The organism is Flavobacterium sp. CSZ, assembly GCF_015350725.1.
Taxonomy (GTDB): domain Bacteria; phylum Bacteroidota; class Bacteroidia; order Flavobacteriales; family Flavobacteriaceae; genus Flavobacterium.
On record NZ_JADKPQ010000012.1, the window covers coordinates 177374 to 194205 of the forward strand.

Below are 16832 nucleotides of genomic sequence, written 5' to 3' on the forward strand. Positions count from 1 at the left end.
TCTTTATTCTACTTTTTCTGCTGCTAGATATTAATTTTTCTGCTGCGGGCAACAACCAGCCATTGATCGCAAATTTCATGTTCCGAATTCACAACCTGAACTGAATCGTAAAGGGCGCAAGTTGGACAAACATGATACGGCTGGGAATAAATGGTATCACCAATAGCATACTCGTTATTTCCTCTGTTTTCTATAATTAAATGTTCTTCTGAATGTGCCGTCGGGATTAGGTTTTTATCATTAAGAATAACTAATCTTTTATCGATCGGGTTTTCAGAAGCTACGGCTTTGTATCCTATATCAATACAAAAAGTAGAGCTCGTTGGTTTTGAAATTATGGTTCCAACGATAACCAAAGCCGGTTCAAAATGCTGTTCCGGTAAATGAATCTGGTAATTAGAATCCCAAAAAACAAAAGTTCCGGGACTGCATTCTACGTTTTCCTGAGTTGCATAAAACGGAAAAGTGTTCGATCCGCCGGCGACAATTTTTAATTCGTAACCCACTTTTTTATTAATCGCCTGAATTTCTTCATTTATGCTAAAAAATAAATTTGAAGCGGTATCAAACCGATGTTCTAAATCTCCTTTTAAATGACCGTCGTAAATATGAATTCCTGCAAAATGAATGTTTTTTAATAGAACAATTTCATCGATTAAACCTTTCCAGTTTTTAGAAACCGAAATTCCAGTTCTGTTCATTCCGGTATTTAAATCGAGATAAATGGTAATTTTCAGATTGTTTTTCTCGGCACTTTCATTTAATGCTTTCGCCGAATCTAAATTGTCAATAATAGTCGAAAAAGCAACATTGGGATATTTCTGAATCAAGGCAATCCATCTCTCTTTTTTAGCGCCAACAGGCTGATAGGCGAGAAGTACATCCTGAATTTCATGTATGGCAGCCAATTCAGCTTCAGCAATAGTGGCACATTTTATTTTATTGATGTTGTAGGTTTTGAACAAATCCAAAATCTCACCAATTTTATGCGTCTTGATGTGAGGTCTTAATTTTTGAGTTTCGCCATTTACTGATTCAATCAAACGCTCGATATTTGCCTGAATACGATCTTCGTAAACAGCTAAAAATGGCGTGTCAATGCGGATTTCGGAATTAATTTTCCACCAATTGTTTTGCATAACTTTAGTTTCTGATTTTTTCTACAACTTCAATTAAACTTTGAAAAGCCTGTAATGATTGCTCATAATTTAAATTCAAAAGCATTTCTTTCGAAAATAAATTAGAACCAATTCCCACGCAAACCACTCCGGATTTGAACCATGATTTTAAATTGCTTTCTTCGAGCGTTACGCCTCCGGTTGGCATTATTTTTAAATTAGGAAAAGGTGCTCTAATGGCTTTTACATATCCAGGACCGCCAATTTTATCGGCAGGAAAAAGTTTTACGATTTCGGCTCCTAATTTATTAGCATGAAGAATTTCGTTTAATGTTGCAGCTCCTGGAATCCAGTAAATATTATTTTTAAAACAGTAATTCCCAATTTCTAAATCAGTGTGAGGGCAAACAATGCAATCTGCTCCCAACTGATGAAAAGCTTCAGCATCATCGACACTTAAAATAGAGCCAACGGCTATTTTTACATCTAAATTATTGGCTTTTTTAAAGGCAATCATTTGAGTAAAAACTTCTTTAGCATTATCTGCACGAGCAGCAAACTCGATAATTTTTATGCCAGCATCAGCCGCCGATTGCAATACAATTTGGGCTGTTTCAATATTGATTTGTGTGACTAACGGAAGTACGCCTTGTGCTTTTAAAATGCTGTACATATTCTTTATTTATCTGTTAATTCTATTACTTGAGCCATTTTTAATAAAATGACTTATTTCGTCGAGATTTGTTATAGCAAAATCTCCGTGAATACTCTGTTTGATTACGCCACAGGCCGTTGCCCATTCGATACATTCCTGTCCGGATAATTGATTCGATAATCCGTATAATAATCCTGCGTTGAAAGCATCTCCGGAACCAATTTGGTCTGTTATAACATGTATTTTGTGTTCTTGTGTTTGGTTAAAATTACCTTCATGAATCAGTAATCCCTTGTATAAATGTGCCGGTCCATTTGATTTTCTAAAACTCATTGCCAGTGTTTTTAGATAAGGCATTTTTACTTTTAATAATTCGAATGTTTTCTGAAAGCGATTTTCATCTGATTCGTTTTTATCGGTTTTGATTCCGAAATAAATTTCAATCGCGTCTAAATCAGCCACTGTAATCGTGCTGTATTGAAGCAAATCAGGCATAATTTCAGATGGATGTTTTCCGTACTGCCATAATTTTGATCGAAAGTTAAAATCAGAAGAAATAGGCAAACCTTTTTTGTGTGCTGCCAAAATCGCTTCTTTACAAACTAAACCTGCTTCTTCAGAAACTCCGGGACTTATTCCTGACCAATGAAAATGCATAACATCGGCGAAAGCCAAATCCCAATTAATTTGATCTTTTTCGATAGTTGCGAACGAAGAATTACTTCTATCATAAATAACCTGCGATTGCCTGATTTGATTTCCGGCTTCTACAAAATACAATCCCAAACGTTCTCCGCCATACACACATTTTGAAGTATTGACTTTGTATTTTTGAAGTTCGTTTAAAGCCAGTTGAGCCAAATCATTTTCGGGTAATCGTGTAATATAATCGGTTTGAATCCCGAGTTGGGAAAGTAAAACACAAACATTTGCTTCGGCACCGCCAACATGAATTTTTATTTCATTGGCTTGCGTAAATCGGTTTCCATCTGCAACGCTCATTCGAAGTAATAATTCTCCAAAAGTTGCAATTCTAGTTTGTGGTGTTGTATTCATATTTTTTGTTTTTTGCCACAGATTATATGGATTAAAATGATTTTTAAATGTAGCGCTTAATTTTTTTTAACACATAGAGACATAGTTTTTGAAATCGTATAAAAGGCGTTTCACTTGCATTAACAAACATGGCTATGTGTAAAAGCTAGCTTTTTTACTTACTTCTAGTATTCAAGTAAAATCTATGTTTCTATGTGTTTGAAAATTTTGTTATAGTTTATTGTCGCCACCAATTTCACGAATTTTCACTAATTCGATGCGTAAAAATAATTCGTGCTAATTCGTGAAATTCGTGGCAAAAAAATAAATCTGTGCAAACCTGTTTAATCTGTAAAATCTGTGGGCTAAATTCTTTAATCTAAAATAATTCGAAAACAGCTTCAACTTCAACAGGAATATTGTCTGGTAAAGAACCCATTCCTACGGCGCTTCTTACGCCAATTCCGTTTTCTTGTCCCCAAACTTCGGCAAACAATTCACTGCAACCGTTTATTACATACGGATGTCTCAAGAATTCGCCATTACAATTCACCATTCCTAAAACTTTTATAACACGTTTTACTTTATTCAGGCTCCCGAAATTGGTTACAATTGTAGATAGCATGGTTAAACCGACTTGTCTTGCTGCTAATTTTCCTTCTTCGATATCCATGTCATCGCCAATTCGGCCAATGATTAGGGATTTGTCGTCGTTAACAGGCCCGTGACCTGAAAGGTATAAATATTTACCATCAACTAAATAGGGTTTATATATTCCTAATGGCTGAGGCGCCGGCGGAAGAGACAAACCAAGTGTTTCAAATTTTTCTTGTGGTAATAAATTCATGATATTAATGTATTATAGAGTTTAAAATAAAAACGAAAATGATTCCTAAAACAGATACTAGAGATTCCATGACGGTCCATGATTTGAACGTGTCTTTTAGGCTGATATTAAAATATTCTTTGAACATCCAGAAGCTTGGATCGTTTACGTGAGAACACATTAAACTTCCGGCTCCTACGGATAAAACCAATAAGTTAGGGTCGAGTCCGGTGGTTTGTAGTAAAGGTAATAAAACGCTGGCAGTCATTAATCCGGCTGCTGTAGCAGAACCAACACAAACGCGTATGATTGCCGCCATCATCCAGGCCAATAAATATGGATGAATGTTAATTTGTGTTAAAGTTACTACTATAGTTTCGTTTACGCCGCTTACGATCATTACTTCTTTTAAACCTCCGGCTCCACCAACAATTAGAACAATAAGAGCCACATCTTTTATCGCAACGGCATAATCATCCATTACTGATGTGATGCTTCTGTTCATTCTGATTCCTAATGTATAGGTACAAATCAATAAAGAAATCAGCATAATCATACTTGGTTCTCCAACTGTTTTGCAAATATTTGCTACTGTTTCATTTTGTGAAATCATAGGTAATATCGATGTCAGCGTTAAGCCAAAAACCGGAAATAAGGCGGAGAATAAACTAAGAGAAAAACTAGGTTGTTTGCCTTCGTTAGCTATTTCTTCGACATTCAGGATTTCATGATCCGATTCGGTTTTGATGTTTTTTAATAAATTCGAAAATAACAAACCCGCAATAAAAATTGTTGGAATCGCAATGATGATTCCGTAGACTAAAACTAGTCCAATATCAGCTTTTAAAATACTGCTTAAAGCCATTGGAGAGGGATGTGGCGGCAAAAAACCGTGTGCTACTGAAAGCGATGCCAGCATTGGGATTCCCAGATATACTTTTGACAGTTTGAATTGATGGGCTACTGAGAAGATTAATGGAACTAACAAAACAAATCCAACACTATAAAATAGCGGTATCCCAACAATAAATCCGGTAATCATTAAGCCAAGGCGAACGTATTTTTTGCCCGTCCATCCCATAACAGTTTTGGCAATGACATTGGCGGCGCCTGATGAAACGGTAAGTTTACCAATACAGGTTCCGAAAACGATAATCAGAGTAATAGATCCTAACATTTCGCCTAAACCTTTTTGTACGGTTTGAGACAAAGTAGCTATTGGCAGACCTAAAAAAAGGCCGGCTAATAAAGCTGTTATGATAAAGGCAATAAACGGATTGATTTTAAGCCAAGCTATCTGAATGATTAAAAACGCAATGCATGCCGTAAGAATTAAAATGCTCATTTATCTTTTGTATTAAGAGTCTTAATTTGTGCCGTTAGGCACTTAATATTGGTAAAAAATGAATCTCAATGTATGGCGTGCCGTAGGTACGTAATAGTTATTGTTTTGTTGCGTACCTGCGGCACGCCAATGAATTTGAAACTTTATAATTACCAATATTAAGTGCCTAAAGGCACATTTCAACTCTTGATTTGTATTATTGTTTATCCCACCAGATTCTGGTTGTAAAACTATCCTCGCCCTGACGTTTAACCGCTTCTGCTAAGTTAATTGAATTCACTGAATATTCGCTGGTGGAGTATTTCAAACGTCTTGGAATTGTGCCGTTTGTAACGTTACCGGGAAAGTTTACAGGAACTAAAACAGGATATCCTGTTCTTCTCCAGTTGGCATAAACTTCTTGCTCGTCTACAAATAATGCTACGTAAATCTGTGTATGAATTTGATTCATTTTAGCTTCAAATGATCCTGCTGCATTATATGGGTTAAGCGTTAAATAAGCAGTTGCATCCGGGATAGCATAACTGGCACCATAAATTCCCATGTTCAGGAAAGATGCTTTAACTCCTTTTTCGTATAGATCTTTATCAGTTTCCCCTGTATACCAACCTCTTGCAGCAGCTTCGGCTAAATATAAATTTGTTTCTGCATTGCTTAAAAGTACAAGTGGCGCATCAAATTTAAGAATTGTGCTTTGGTTAGGTTCAGAATAAGTGGCTTGTTCAACAGGTGTTGGTGCTATTTTTGTTCCGTTAGGAAAACCTTTTTGAACTGCAAGAGTGGTGTTTTGAACCGTTCCCTGCCAAACTCCTGAATAGACACTAATTCTCGGATCGGCAGTATCTTTTAATAAATCGATGAATGTTTGGGCTAGTTTTCCTCCTTCAACATTTTTTTGACCATACGATCCTGCTGTAAAATCTTGTCTTCTGGCATCGAAACCAACCGGGTTTCTGTTGAAATCATTTGGTCCGTCAGTATATTTCATAATGGCATTATCAATTCCGTTAAGGATAACTCCTCCGGCAATGGCTTTGGTTACCCAGGTTTTTGATAATGCAGGATCAACTTTGCTTAATCTCAATCCTAAACGAAGCATTAGAGAGTAAGAGAATTTTTTCCATTTTGCGACATCTCCATCATAAATAAAATCGGCTTTGCCAAAACTTGGTTTCGCAGGATCTAATGCAGTTGCAGCTTCATCCAGTTCTTTTAGTAAATCTTTGTAGATGAATTCCTGAGAATCATATTTTGGAAGAAAAACTTGTGTGCTAATTGCTCTCGCAGCATCTGAATATGGAATGTCTCCATATAAATCTGTAGTTCTATGGTATAAATAAGCTCTCCAGATTCTGGCAATATTAAGTTTGTTGCTGTCATTAGGATTTGCTTTTAAGGCATTAATTACAATTTCAGTTTCGTTTAAAGCAGTTGGATACAATTGATTGAAATAAGCTGAAAAGTAAACTTCATTGCTTAAATATTTGTCACCCACACCCGAAGCTTCTTTGTAAGTAGCATAATGTTGAATCATTCCGCCACATTCGAGAATATTGGTAAAGAAGTAATTGTTGTTTAAACCGTCAAGTTGTGCTTTACTAAAAACGAAATTCGGGTTTGGTTTGTCAACAGAATTGGGGTTAGTATTGATTTCTTCAAAATCATCAGTACAGGAAGCCATACTTCCTAAAAGTATTCCTGCAATATATAATATGGTAAACTTTTTCATGTCTTTTAATTTAAAAATTAGCAACTAAGTGAGTTTAAAATTTAACATTTAAACTTAAACCGAAACTTCTGGTTTTTGGTACTCCAAATTGTTCTACACCCTGAGCATTTCCTGCGCTAAATACAGATTCCGGATCTACGTTTGGTGTTTTCTTGTAAAGAATGAATAAGTTTCGTGCGATAAATGAAATAGAAGCTCCCTGAAGTTTTGATAATCCTTTGATGTTTTGAATAGGTAAATCGTACCCCAGAATGATTTGTCTTAATTTTACAAAACTTGCATCATAAACAAACGTTGACGAAATGTTTCTTAAACCGTCGTAATACGTTCTTAAGTTTTCTGGAGCAATCACCATATCAACAGGATTTCCGTTGGTATCAACCCCTTTTATTGGTAATCCGTTCTCACGGCCTTCAAGCGTTAATTTTGTTAATCCCATACGAGTTCCGTATAAATCAGTCCCTGAATATAAGCTTCCTCCAAATTTACCATCTATCAAAAAGCTGAATGAGATGTTTTTGTATTTGAATTCATTGCTGATTCCTGCTGCCCAAGGATGAACTCCCTGACCTAATTCTTCAAGCGGACCTTGTGCTATCGTTGCAGAACCTCCGCTTACATTATAAACAGTATTTCCTTTTGCATCTACACGAGGTTTGTATCCTTTGATGATACTGTAAGGACGACCAACATCACTCGTTATGGTTACATATCCGTTTACAGATGTTGCCATTGTAATAGAGTTCAACTGATCTGTAAGTGCTTCAACGGTGTTTTGATTGTAAGATCCGTTGAAACTTGCATCCCATGAGAAATTTTCAGAATTGATGATTTTTCCACTCAATAAAACTTCAACCCCTTTGTTTCTCATTTTTCCTAGATTCAATAAAGCAGTGCTTGATCCTGAAGCGTTTGAAATGGTAGTTTCTACAATGTCATTTGTTGTGGCGCGGTTGTAGTAAGCAAAATCAAGATTTAAGCGATTATTGAAAAATCCTAAATCGGTTCCAATTTCAAATGTGGTAGAGGTCAACGGACTTAAAGTTGAATTAGGAACTCTTGAACTTGTTGGTCCTTGTAATTGCTGACCATTGTGCCCGCCCTGAATCATCGAATACGATTGGTTCAATGCATAAGGATCCGGTGTTGCTCCACCAACCTGAGCCCATGAAGTTCTTAGTTTGGCAAATGAAATAAATTCCGGCATTTTTACAATGTCTGAAACAATGATACTCGTTCCAATAGAAGGATAAAATACTGTATTGTTATCTTTTGAAAGTGTAGAGAACCAATCCTGACGGCCTGTAATGTTCAAAAACACGATGTTTTTATAATCTAAATCTGCTGCAGCATAAACCGAATTTGTTTTGGTTTTTCCGTAAGGATAGCTATAAGTAAGAGTAGATAAATTGCTTATCGCATAAAAATCATCTAATACAAAGTTTGAACCTTCAAATCTGGTTTCGTCTCTTAAATTAGTACGGGAGTTTACCCCAATTAAAGCATTTAAAGAGAAATTATTATAGATGTTTTTCTTGGTATAATTTAAAATAGCTTCAGAATTCAGGTTGGATATTTTAACTCTTGAACCTTGTGCGTAACCAATCGGATTGTTTAAAGTTGTTTTTGGGATGTATCCAAAGAACTGATAATCTGTAAAATCCTGGCCAATTCTACCTTGAAGGAATAATTCTGGTGTAAAGTTTAGTTTTACATTCAACATTCCGATAAAACGATTTTTAGTATCATTGTTTTTTATTTTGTTAACTACAAAATACGGGTTGGTAGCCACCGCAACAGGATTCCATGCCTCTTCTACGCCATTTGCATCATATCCCGGAGCAAGATTTCTAATGTCAACACTATTAGCAATCATGTAAGTTCCCCAGTTTGGATTTGCTTCAGCATCAGAAACCGTAACTCTGTTATTTGATTTCTCTAAATTATATTGCGCTACAACATCAAACTTTAACCAGTTTGTTAAGTTTACATTACTGGCGATGTTAATGCTTTTTCGATTAAAATCAGAATTTGGCACAACACCCTGATTGTCCATGTTCGAAAAAGAAAGACGTCCGGTTGCTTTTTCATTTCCTCCTGATAAAGCCAGGGAGTTAATGAATGTAGTTCCTGTTTCGTAGAAATTCTTGATATTATTTTTTTGAGCTACATAAGGCCTTGCAACTCCGTCAAACTGAACGACATCTGTTCCGTCCAATTTAGCACCCCAGGACCAACGTCCGGCAGCAACAGCTTCCGCTTGTGTTGTTGGTTTTTTTCCGTTTGCTCCTGAACCGTATTCATATTGCCAATCAGGTATGATCGATGGAGTTTCGAAAGTAAATGAAGTATTATAATCTACTCCAATTCCTTTTTGCGCAGATCCTCTTTTGGTTTGTATTAAAATAACCCCATTCGCAGCATTTGCACCGTATAATGCAGCGGCCGTCCCACCTTTCAAAACGGTAATGGTTTTAATATCATCAGCATTAATTACTGATGTTCCGTCACCTCGGTCAACATTTATTCTGGTAGATCCAGGTCCGTTTCCAATTCCAGGCAAGTTTAGTTGGGTATTGTCTATAGGCAAATCGTTGACCACATACATCGGCTGGTTATTTCCGTTTAATGATCCGTTACCTCTTATTACAACCCTGCTCGAACCGTTAGGGCCAGTTGCGGTGCTGCTCACGTTTACACCGGCAATTTTACCTACTAATGCATTTGCGATATTGGTTTCTTTCGCTTTTGTAAATTCAGTTCCTTTTAGTTCTGTTACTGCATATGCTACAGATTTACTGCTTTTTTTGACTCCCAATGCCGTTACCAAAACCTGATCTAAAACATTTTCGGCTGGTTTTAAGCTTATAACTAAATCTTGTTTATTGTCTAATTTATATTCTAAAGAGGCATAACCCATGTAAGTAACGATGATGTGAGTTTCGTTTTCCGGAACATTTAGTTTGAATTTTCCGGTTTCGTCAGTTATGGTAGCTATTTTATTATTGCCCTTTGCATAAATTGTTGCTCCGGCAATTGGCATTCCGTCATCCTGACCAACTACTTGGCCTGAAATTTCTGTCTGATTGCTTTTTTGTTCAAAAAGGTGCTTTTTAATTGCAGCCTCTTTTGCATTTGCTGAGAAGATCATCCCCCCAATAAACACTAATGAAATTAGCTTTGTTTTCATAATTCTTTGGTTTTCATGTTTTTTTTGGTTTTTATTGGCGATCAAATATAAAAATTTATTTTTCACATTTGCATATTTTTTGCAAAATGTACATGTTTTTTGCAATATTTTTTCGTGAAACATTTTTAATATCCAAAAGATATGTGATTTTACGAGGTGTTTTGAGAAAATTTTGCAGATAATGCTTTTTTTCAAAAAATAATTTTAATCTTAAAATTCGTATTTTTGAAGTATGAAAATCGCACTTATACAATCAGACCTTTATTGGGAAGACGCTTGTAAAAACAGAAAAAGCTTCGAATCGAAAATAAATCAGATCGATGCTGAGGTTAATTTGGTAGTACTTCCAGAAATGTTTTCAACCGGATTTACCATGAATGCGCCCGAAGTTGCTGAAAGCATGCAGGGTGAAACAGTATTGTGGCTCCAGTCTCTGGCAAAACAAAAAAACTTCGCCATTACGGGAAGTTTGATTATTGTCGAAAACGAAAAGTATTATAATAGAATGTTGTTTGTTTTTCCGTCAGGGGAAATTCAGTATTATGACAAACGACATTTGTTTTCGCTTGCCGGAGAAGATAAGTTTTACACAAGCGGAAAAGAGAAAGTAATTGTAGAATATCTTGACTGGAAAATTTGTTTACAGGTTTGTTACGACTTAAGGTTTCCGGTTTTTGCCAGAAATGTCGAAAATTATGACCTGCTTTTATATGTGGCCAATTGGCCAAAAGTACGTACCAATGCCTGGGATACTTTGCTAAAAGCAAGAGCAATCGAGAATTTAAGTTATGTAGTTGGTGTAAATAGAGTAGGACTGGACGCAAACAATTACGAACACGTAGGGCATTCGCAAGTGGTTGATTTTCTGGGGAATTTTATTTTAGAACCACAGGAAACCGAAGCTGTTTTTATCGTTGATTTAGATAAAAATGCAATGCTGGAAACTCGAAAAAAACTTGATTTCTTAAGTGATAAAGATATTTTCCAAATTAAAATCTAGAATGCTGTTCTCTTTTTGGCGTCTTCTTTTTTCTTTTTCTCGATTTTCTTTTTTTCTACTTCAGGACTAAAAGGAACGCTTAAATCAATTGCCTGGTCAACATCCCAATTCGTTCTTACGTCAACTTCTGTTTGATAGTAAAAGACTTCTTCTGCGTAGGTTTTATTCAAAAAGTTTCCTGAATCGTACTTTTTGTTTTTATTGTCGTCGTATATAATTCGAATGGTGAATTTATCGGGAACCATTAAATTAAATTCCATTTTGGTTTTGCCTTCGGAGTAATCACTTGCATACACAACATCTCCTTTTGCATTAGTAGCCTCAACTATTATAGGAAAGCGTTTTACGTTTTGCAAATTCAAAACAAGATTTCCGTAATCAGAGTGTTCTTTTGTGGTTAATTTATAAGCCAGAGTATCGTTGGTTTTTTCGTAGAAATCAGTCAAAGCACCAGGGAAAAAGGTAACATTGTATTTTTCGACTGGTTCTTTTTTAAAGTCGACATATAATTTTTGTTCAAATTCATCGTATTCTGTCGTAAAGTCTACAGCCACAGAGTCTTTATTGACTAATCTCATTTTTGATTTGTCAAATTTCACCAACGGTGTTGAAGATTCTAATGTAAAACGATCTCTGAAATTAATCACTCCGTTTTGCAATGCCGTAATGTTCAAAGTATCTTTCTTTTGATCTTTTACTTTAAAAGAGAACTTTTTATTAAAGTTTTCTCTGCTTACTTCCATTGATAATGAATCCGCTTTTATCGGCTTGTACCAAACTTGCAGGGAATCTTTTTTAGGAAAAGCGGTTACGATTGTTTCTAGAACGTCATTGCCGTGTTTAAGAACAATTTTAGGTTTAGAAGTTTTAAAATCCTGTTTTCCTTCATAAGGAAGATATAATCTGTTTCCTGATGCCTGAATTGGTTTGAATGTTTTTAGGGGCAATACTTCCTTAAATAATTCTAATTCAAATACAGTGTCATTTGGTACTGTGATATAATGTTTGAGGAATCCAATTTTATCATCTTTCGGATTGTATCTGTTGTTGCTGCCTTTGTCTTTTAATGCTACTAATAAATATTTCCCGGCCTTTAAATTTTCTAATTTAAAAGTTCTCAAACTGTCCAGAGTATTTGTGATATATCTAGGGCTTTGTTTGTAAATTAAAGAATCCTTAAAAGTGTCATTTACCTCATAAAGCATTACAGATACAAAATTGTCTACGTTTTTTTCGTAAGCATCTTTTATTTGTCCGCTAATAGATAGTGAGTCAATATAAGGTCCTGTAGAGAAAATATATTTGAACTGATTGATGGCATTCCCTTCGTTATTGTCGGCAATACTTTGCCCGAAGTTAAAACTGTAAGTTGTGTTGGGTTGTAAAGTGTCTTTTATTTTTATCGTAATAACTTTACTTGCATTGGTAGGCAAGATAAGCGGCTCATGCTTCATAGGAGGCGAAATAATAAGCTGCTTGTTCAGGTTTTTAAGCTTTACGTATTCATCAAATCCTAAAATGATTTCATTGCCTTCAAAATTAGTAGTCATGTTTTTTGGAGAACTATATTTTAAAACCGGAGCAAGAGTATCTTTTAATCCACCGGTAATGCTGCCTCGTTTGGCGCAACTCAACATTAAAAATACCAGTAAAAATGAAATATATCTGAAGTTGTTTTTCAACATAATGTTTTCTGAATTTGATTGCACAAAATAACGATTATATTTGCTTTAATTGAAATTTTTTATCCATTTATTAGGATTTACAGCTTTCATTTGTTTCTCTATTTTTTTTGAATTTGAAATCATCGCCACGATATAATTTCTTACTTTTGATTTCAAATATAATTTTTCCAGGTTTTGACAAAAAGATTTTTCGTTGGTTTAGTATTCCTTTTGCTAATTTCTTGTGGTAAAAATGAAAAGCCAATCGTAGCTTTTTATTATTGGAAAACCATCTTTAAATTATCTGAAACCGAGAAAGAAGTCTTGAAGGGTAATGATGTGAGTAAGCTTTATATTCGCTATTTTGATATAGGTCTGTATCCTGAATCTAAAGAACCAATCCCTATAAGTCCCGTCCGGTTTCAGGAAAACATCAATGGTTTTAATGTTGTTCCTGTAGTTTTTATTCAAAACAAAGTCATGTCACTGCCTAATCTCGATATTGATGATCTGGCTCAAAAGACCGTTCATTTGGTCGAAGAAATTAATGCTAAGAATAAAATTGCTTATCAGGAAATTCAAATCGATTGTGATTGGGCATTAAAAAGTAAAGACAATTATCTTAAATTTATAGAACAATTTAAAAAACTCTCGAAGAAAAAACTTTCGGCAACAATTCGTCTGCATCAGGTCAAATATTTTAAGAAAACAAAAATTCCAAATGTCGATTCGGGAGTTTTGATGTATTATAATATGGGTACAATTGCACCGGATGCTGAAAATTCTATTTACAGCCAAGAAACCGCAGGAAAATATTTGAAGAGTTTAAAAAAATATCCACTGCATCTTGATTTTGCTTTGCCAATTTATTCTTGGGGAGTTCATATCAGGAATCAAAAAGTGATCGGATTACGTTCCAAACTAAATGCAAACGAGCTTCAGAAAGATATTAATTTTGAGAAAATTGACGCTATTTTTTTTAAGGTGAAAAAATCAAATTATAAGAATGGCGTTTTTTATGAAGAAAATGATTTGCTTAAAATAGAGGCAATTTCCTCAGAAGATTTAAAAGAAATGGCAGATGAACTAGATGATAATGTAGTTCAGCGCCCAAGAGAAATTATATTTTACGATTTAGACGAATTCAATATTAAAAACTATGAAAAGAATATTTTTAAGCAAGTTATTTCTTGTTTCTAGTGCTGCTTTACTTTCTGTATACGGAATAATTTATGCTTGTGGAGGGGGCGATGACTGGGATTTCTTTGGTTATAATTCAAACTTCACTCCTGAAACATTTACTGATAAATCATATTCGCCACTTTTTTTATCAGGTGCTATTTTTTACGGAATTGGTTTTGATACCGAGCATAACTCGCGCTTCAATGAAAATATAAAATCAGATTGGTCGAATTACCTAAAAGGAAAAGTCGATACTACAACTGTAAATTATTTTTTAATTGGCGAAGAAACGACAAGATATTCTTCAGAGAAAAAAGCGCCACAGAACAAAACAGATATTGCACAACTTCATGTTTTCTTTAAAAATAAAAAAGAGAATCAGACGTCATTAAAATGGGGTAAAAAGATTGCTTTAAAAGATGCCAAAGTGAAGAGTTTTGTCGAGTTTTTGTATTTGGCACAAAAAATAGAAACAGTTTCGATAAATACTGATTATTGGAGTTATGATCCCGTTGTGGCAAAAACTTTTAATGATCTCAAAATGATTCAGTCTATAGAGAATGTTTATAATACAACTTCAGATTCGTTCTTGAAAAACAGGTATTGGTTTCTTACTATGAAGGCTTATTTTTATAGCAGCAACAAGAAAAAAGCAATTGAGTTTTTTAATAAAACCGAAGCTTCGGTAGTGAAAAATACTTTGTATTATCGTGCGCTGTCATATGTGGCGGGAATAAATTACCAGCAGAAAAAATATTCGACTTCCAATTATTTATATGCACAGGTATTTGATAAATGTCCTGAATTGAGAGTTGTTACAGCTTATAGCTTCCGTCCGCAAAATGATGCCGATTGGAACAAGTCTTTGGCAATGGCAAAAAATAATAAAGAAAAAGCAGCACTTTGGGCAATTCACGGATATTATAAAGATGAAACCCAGGCTATCGGAAAAATTTATGAATTAGATCCTAAAAGTGAACACTTAAACTTTTTACTAACCCGATTAGTGAACAATCAGGAACAAGCAATAAATAATTCGTTTGAGGTAAAAACAAATACTGACGATTATAATTCGCCTGTTGTTAAACAAACAGTTGCAGAAAACAGAGAAGCAAATAAAGCTAAAATGAATACTAAAGCGTTCGATTTAGTGTCTAAAATTGCCGCTGCCGGAAATACTGAAAAACCATATTTATGGGATATTTCATTAGGATATCTGCAAACCTTAAAAGGGGATTATACTGCCGCAGACAACAATTTGAATAAAGCGGAAAAAACAATGCCGAAGACTGAATTGGCAAATTATCAATTGCGTTTGCTTCGTTTTGTAAATAACATGAGTAAAATAGATAAACTTACTGATAAAAATGAAAAAACAATCCTGGCCGATTTGAATTGGTTGTATCAGGAACTTCCAAAAACGTATAAAGGGCAAGAATTCCGTTATCAAAATGCGGCGCAATGGAGTAAGAATTATTTGGCTACATTATATAGAGCGAAAGCAAATCCTGTAATGGTAGAATTGTTTGGTGGTGATTCTCATTCTAATTTGTATTATTGGGGAGGTGGAAATGCCTTTTATGATAACGAAAAGAATTTGTTAGATATGAAAGGATTTTTGGCTAAGCCAAATAAAACTGAAATCGAGAAAATTGGAGCTAGGATTTATTATCTAAAATTGAAAGATATTAATAATTTTCAGGCAGTTCAGGCAACATTCAAAAATAAAATTCCCGAAGCAATTACATATATTCAGCAAGCAGATTCAGTTCAGTATTATACTTTTTTAGGAAATCCGTTTAACGGAAATATTAAAGATTGTCACGATTGTGATCACTCGGCTTATCAAAAAAAGAAATATACACAACTTGAATTTTTGAATACTATAAAAGCAATGCAGGATAAACTGGCACAAAAAGAAGATGTTTATACGAACAGTTTATTGTTAGGGAATGCGTTTTATAACATCACACATTTTGGGAACGGCAGAACTTTTTATGAAATCAGTATTGTAGGTTATGGTTCGAATCCGTATTCTTTTAGAGATTCAATGAAAAAAATGATTACCAATTGTGATGTTCCTAAAATGTATTATCAAAAAGCTTTTGAAGCGGCGACTACAAAAGAACAAAAAGCAAAATGTATTTATATGCTGGCAAAATGCGAGCGTAACGACTATTATAATAATAAGTATAATGATCTGAAAAACTGGTGGGAAGCAAATGATGATAAAATTAATTTTATAGCCTGGAGTGGTTTTAAAGCTTTGAAAAGAGATTATTCAGACACAAAATACTATCAGGATGTAATCGCCGAATGTGGTTATTTTAATACTTATATTAATCAGTAAATTATATTTAAGATGGTAAATAAAATTGAACATATCGGAATTGCAGTAAAAAATATGGATGATGCTAATGTTTTGTTCGAAAAATTATTAGGCGTTCCGTCGTATAAAGAAGAGGCAGTTGAGAGCGAAGGAGTCCTGACGTCTTTTTTTCAAACCGGAACCAATAAAATTGAGCTTTTAATGGCAACAAATCCGCAAAGTCCAATTGCTAAGTTTTTAGAAAAAAAAGGAGAGGGTATTCATCACATCGCTTTTGATGTTGAAGATATCCATGCTGAAATTATTCGCCTAAAAAGCGAAGGTTTTGTCTTGATAAATGAAGTTCCGAAGAAAGGAGCCGATAATAAATTAGTAGTTTTTTTGCATCCAAAAAACACAAATGGGGTTTTGGTAGAGCTTTGTCAGGAAATTAGATAAAAAAATGTCTTCTAAAGATGTGAAATAAAAGGTTGAAAATCAATTGTGTTCTAAAAGGACTCGCTATTATTTAAAATTAATTAGAAATCATATCCCAAAATATTTGGAGTGAATTAAAAATAGTAGTAATATTGCATCCTCAAACCGGTCCTATAGCTCAGCTGGTTAGAGCACCTGACTCATAATCAGGTGGTCCCTGGTTCGAGCCCAGGTGGGACCACAAAAAGCCTTTACAGCAATGTAGAGGCTTTTTTTATATGACACAAACCCAGTATTCATGGGCTTTTGAAAAATGGATGATTTCAAAAGTGGATCAAATAT

The 16832-nt window shown here is 34.6% G+C and carries 12 protein-coding genes and 1 tRNA gene; 5 read left to right on the forward strand and 8 right to left on the reverse strand.

Annotation, left to right across the window (positions count from 1 at the left end):
- Positions 1-23: 23 nt before the first annotated feature.
- From IRZ78_RS15360 to IRZ78_RS15390, 7 genes are all read right to left on the reverse strand, one after another.
- On the reverse strand, positions 24-1139 hold the full coding sequence (locus tag IRZ78_RS15360; protein WP_194617376.1) for a D-TA family PLP-dependent enzyme: 1116 nt from the start codon (positions 1137-1139) through the stop codon (positions 24-26).
- Between the two features lie 4 nt (positions 1140-1143).
- Positions 1144-1791: an aldolase gene (locus IRZ78_RS15365; protein WP_194617377.1), complete on the reverse strand. Its 648-nt coding sequence runs from the start codon at positions 1789-1791 to the stop codon at positions 1144-1146.
- A 9-nt stretch (positions 1792-1800) separates the two neighbouring features.
- Positions 1801-2829, reverse strand: coding sequence for a sugar kinase (locus tag IRZ78_RS15370; RefSeq protein ID WP_194617378.1), 1029 nt, complete (start codon positions 2827-2829; stop codon positions 1801-1803).
- 358 nt (positions 2830-3187) lie between these two features.
- Entirely contained in the window at positions 3188-3655 is a 468-nt protein-coding gene (locus tag IRZ78_RS15375) for a RidA family protein (protein WP_055093883.1), read from the reverse strand.
- A 4-nt stretch (positions 3656-3659) separates the two neighbouring features.
- The gene (locus IRZ78_RS15380; protein WP_194617379.1) at positions 3660-4979 is read right to left on the reverse strand and encodes a gluconate:H+ symporter; all 1320 of its coding nucleotides are present in this window, start codon (positions 4977-4979) and stop codon (positions 3660-3662) included.
- Between the two features lie 196 nt (positions 4980-5175).
- Positions 5176-6708 (reverse strand): SusD/RagB family nutrient-binding outer membrane lipoprotein, encoded by a 1533-nt coding sequence (locus IRZ78_RS15385; protein ID WP_194617380.1) that lies wholly within the window; start codon positions 6706-6708, stop codon positions 5176-5178.
- 34 nt (positions 6709-6742) lie between these two features.
- Entirely contained in the window at positions 6743-9898 is a 3156-nt protein-coding gene (locus IRZ78_RS15390) for a SusC/RagA family TonB-linked outer membrane protein (RefSeq protein WP_194617381.1), read from the reverse strand.
- A gap of 232 nt (positions 9899-10130) precedes the next feature.
- On the opposite strand from IRZ78_RS15390, the gene IRZ78_RS15395 reads away from it, so the two are divergent.
- On the forward strand, positions 10131-10898 hold the full coding sequence (locus tag IRZ78_RS15395; RefSeq protein ID WP_194617382.1) for an amidohydrolase: 768 nt from the start codon (positions 10131-10133) through the stop codon (positions 10896-10898).
- Here IRZ78_RS15395 and IRZ78_RS15400 read toward each other — a convergent pair.
- A complete protein-coding gene (locus IRZ78_RS15400) occupies positions 10895-12583 on the reverse strand; it encodes an Ig-like domain-containing protein (protein WP_194617383.1) in 1689 nt (562 codons plus the stop codon). The two genes, IRZ78_RS15395 and IRZ78_RS15400, sit on opposite strands and share 4 nt — an antisense overlap.
- Before the next feature lie 174 nt (positions 12584-12757).
- Here IRZ78_RS15400 and IRZ78_RS15405 point away from each other — a divergent pair, with 174 nt between their 5' ends.
- The 4 genes from IRZ78_RS15405 (at position 12758) to IRZ78_RS15420 (ending at position 16731) form a co-directional block, all read left to right on the forward strand.
- Positions 12758-13762: a hypothetical protein gene (locus IRZ78_RS15405; protein ID WP_194617384.1), complete on the forward strand. Its 1005-nt coding sequence runs from the start codon at positions 12758-12760 to the stop codon at positions 13760-13762.
- On the forward strand, positions 13722-16094 hold the full coding sequence (locus IRZ78_RS15410; RefSeq protein ID WP_194617385.1) for a hypothetical protein: 2373 nt from the start codon (positions 13722-13724) through the stop codon (positions 16092-16094). The genes IRZ78_RS15405 and IRZ78_RS15410 overlap by 41 nt, the downstream gene beginning before the upstream one ends.
- Before the next feature lie 12 nt (positions 16095-16106).
- On the forward strand, positions 16107-16511 hold the full coding sequence (mce, locus tag IRZ78_RS15415) for a methylmalonyl-CoA epimerase (protein WP_194617386.1): 405 nt from the start codon (positions 16107-16109) through the stop codon (positions 16509-16511).
- Positions 16512-16657: 146 nt separating this feature from the next.
- Positions 16658-16731 (forward strand) — tRNA-Ile (locus IRZ78_RS15420).
- Positions 16732-16832 lie beyond the last annotated feature (101 nt).

Coding starts and splice junctions, on each gene's coding strand:
- IRZ78_RS15360 (WP_194617376.1), bottom strand. CDS start 1,139: ATGCAAAACAATTGGTGGAAAATTAATTCCGAAATCCGCATTGACACG.
- IRZ78_RS15365 (WP_194617377.1), bottom strand. CDS start 1,791: ATGTACAGCATTTTAAAAGCACAAGGCGTACTTCCGTTAGTCACACAA.
- IRZ78_RS15370 (WP_194617378.1), bottom strand. CDS start 2,829: ATGAATACAACACCACAAACTAGAATTGCAACTTTTGGAGAATTATTA.
- IRZ78_RS15375 (WP_055093883.1), bottom strand. CDS start 3,655: ATGAATTTATTACCACAAGAAAAATTTGAAACACTTGGTTTGTCTCTT.
- IRZ78_RS15380 (WP_194617379.1), bottom strand. CDS start 4,979: ATGAGCATTTTAATTCTTACGGCATGCATTGCGTTTTTAATCATTCAG.
- IRZ78_RS15385 (WP_194617380.1), bottom strand. CDS start 6,708: ATGAAAAAGTTTACCATATTATATATTGCAGGAATACTTTTAGGAAGT.
- IRZ78_RS15390 (WP_194617381.1), bottom strand. CDS start 9,898: ATGAAAACAAAGCTAATTTCATTAGTGTTTATTGGGGGGATGATCTTC.
- IRZ78_RS15395 (WP_194617382.1), top strand. CDS start 10,131: ATGAAAATCGCACTTATACAATCAGACCTTTATTGGGAAGACGCTTGT.
- IRZ78_RS15400 (WP_194617383.1), bottom strand. CDS start 12,583: ATGTTGAAAAACAACTTCAGATATATTTCATTTTTACTGGTATTTTTA.
- IRZ78_RS15410 (WP_194617385.1), top strand. CDS start 13,722: ATGAAAAGAATATTTTTAAGCAAGTTATTTCTTGTTTCTAGTGCTGCT.
- mce (WP_194617386.1), top strand. CDS start 16,107: ATGGTAAATAAAATTGAACATATCGGAATTGCAGTAAAAAATATGGAT.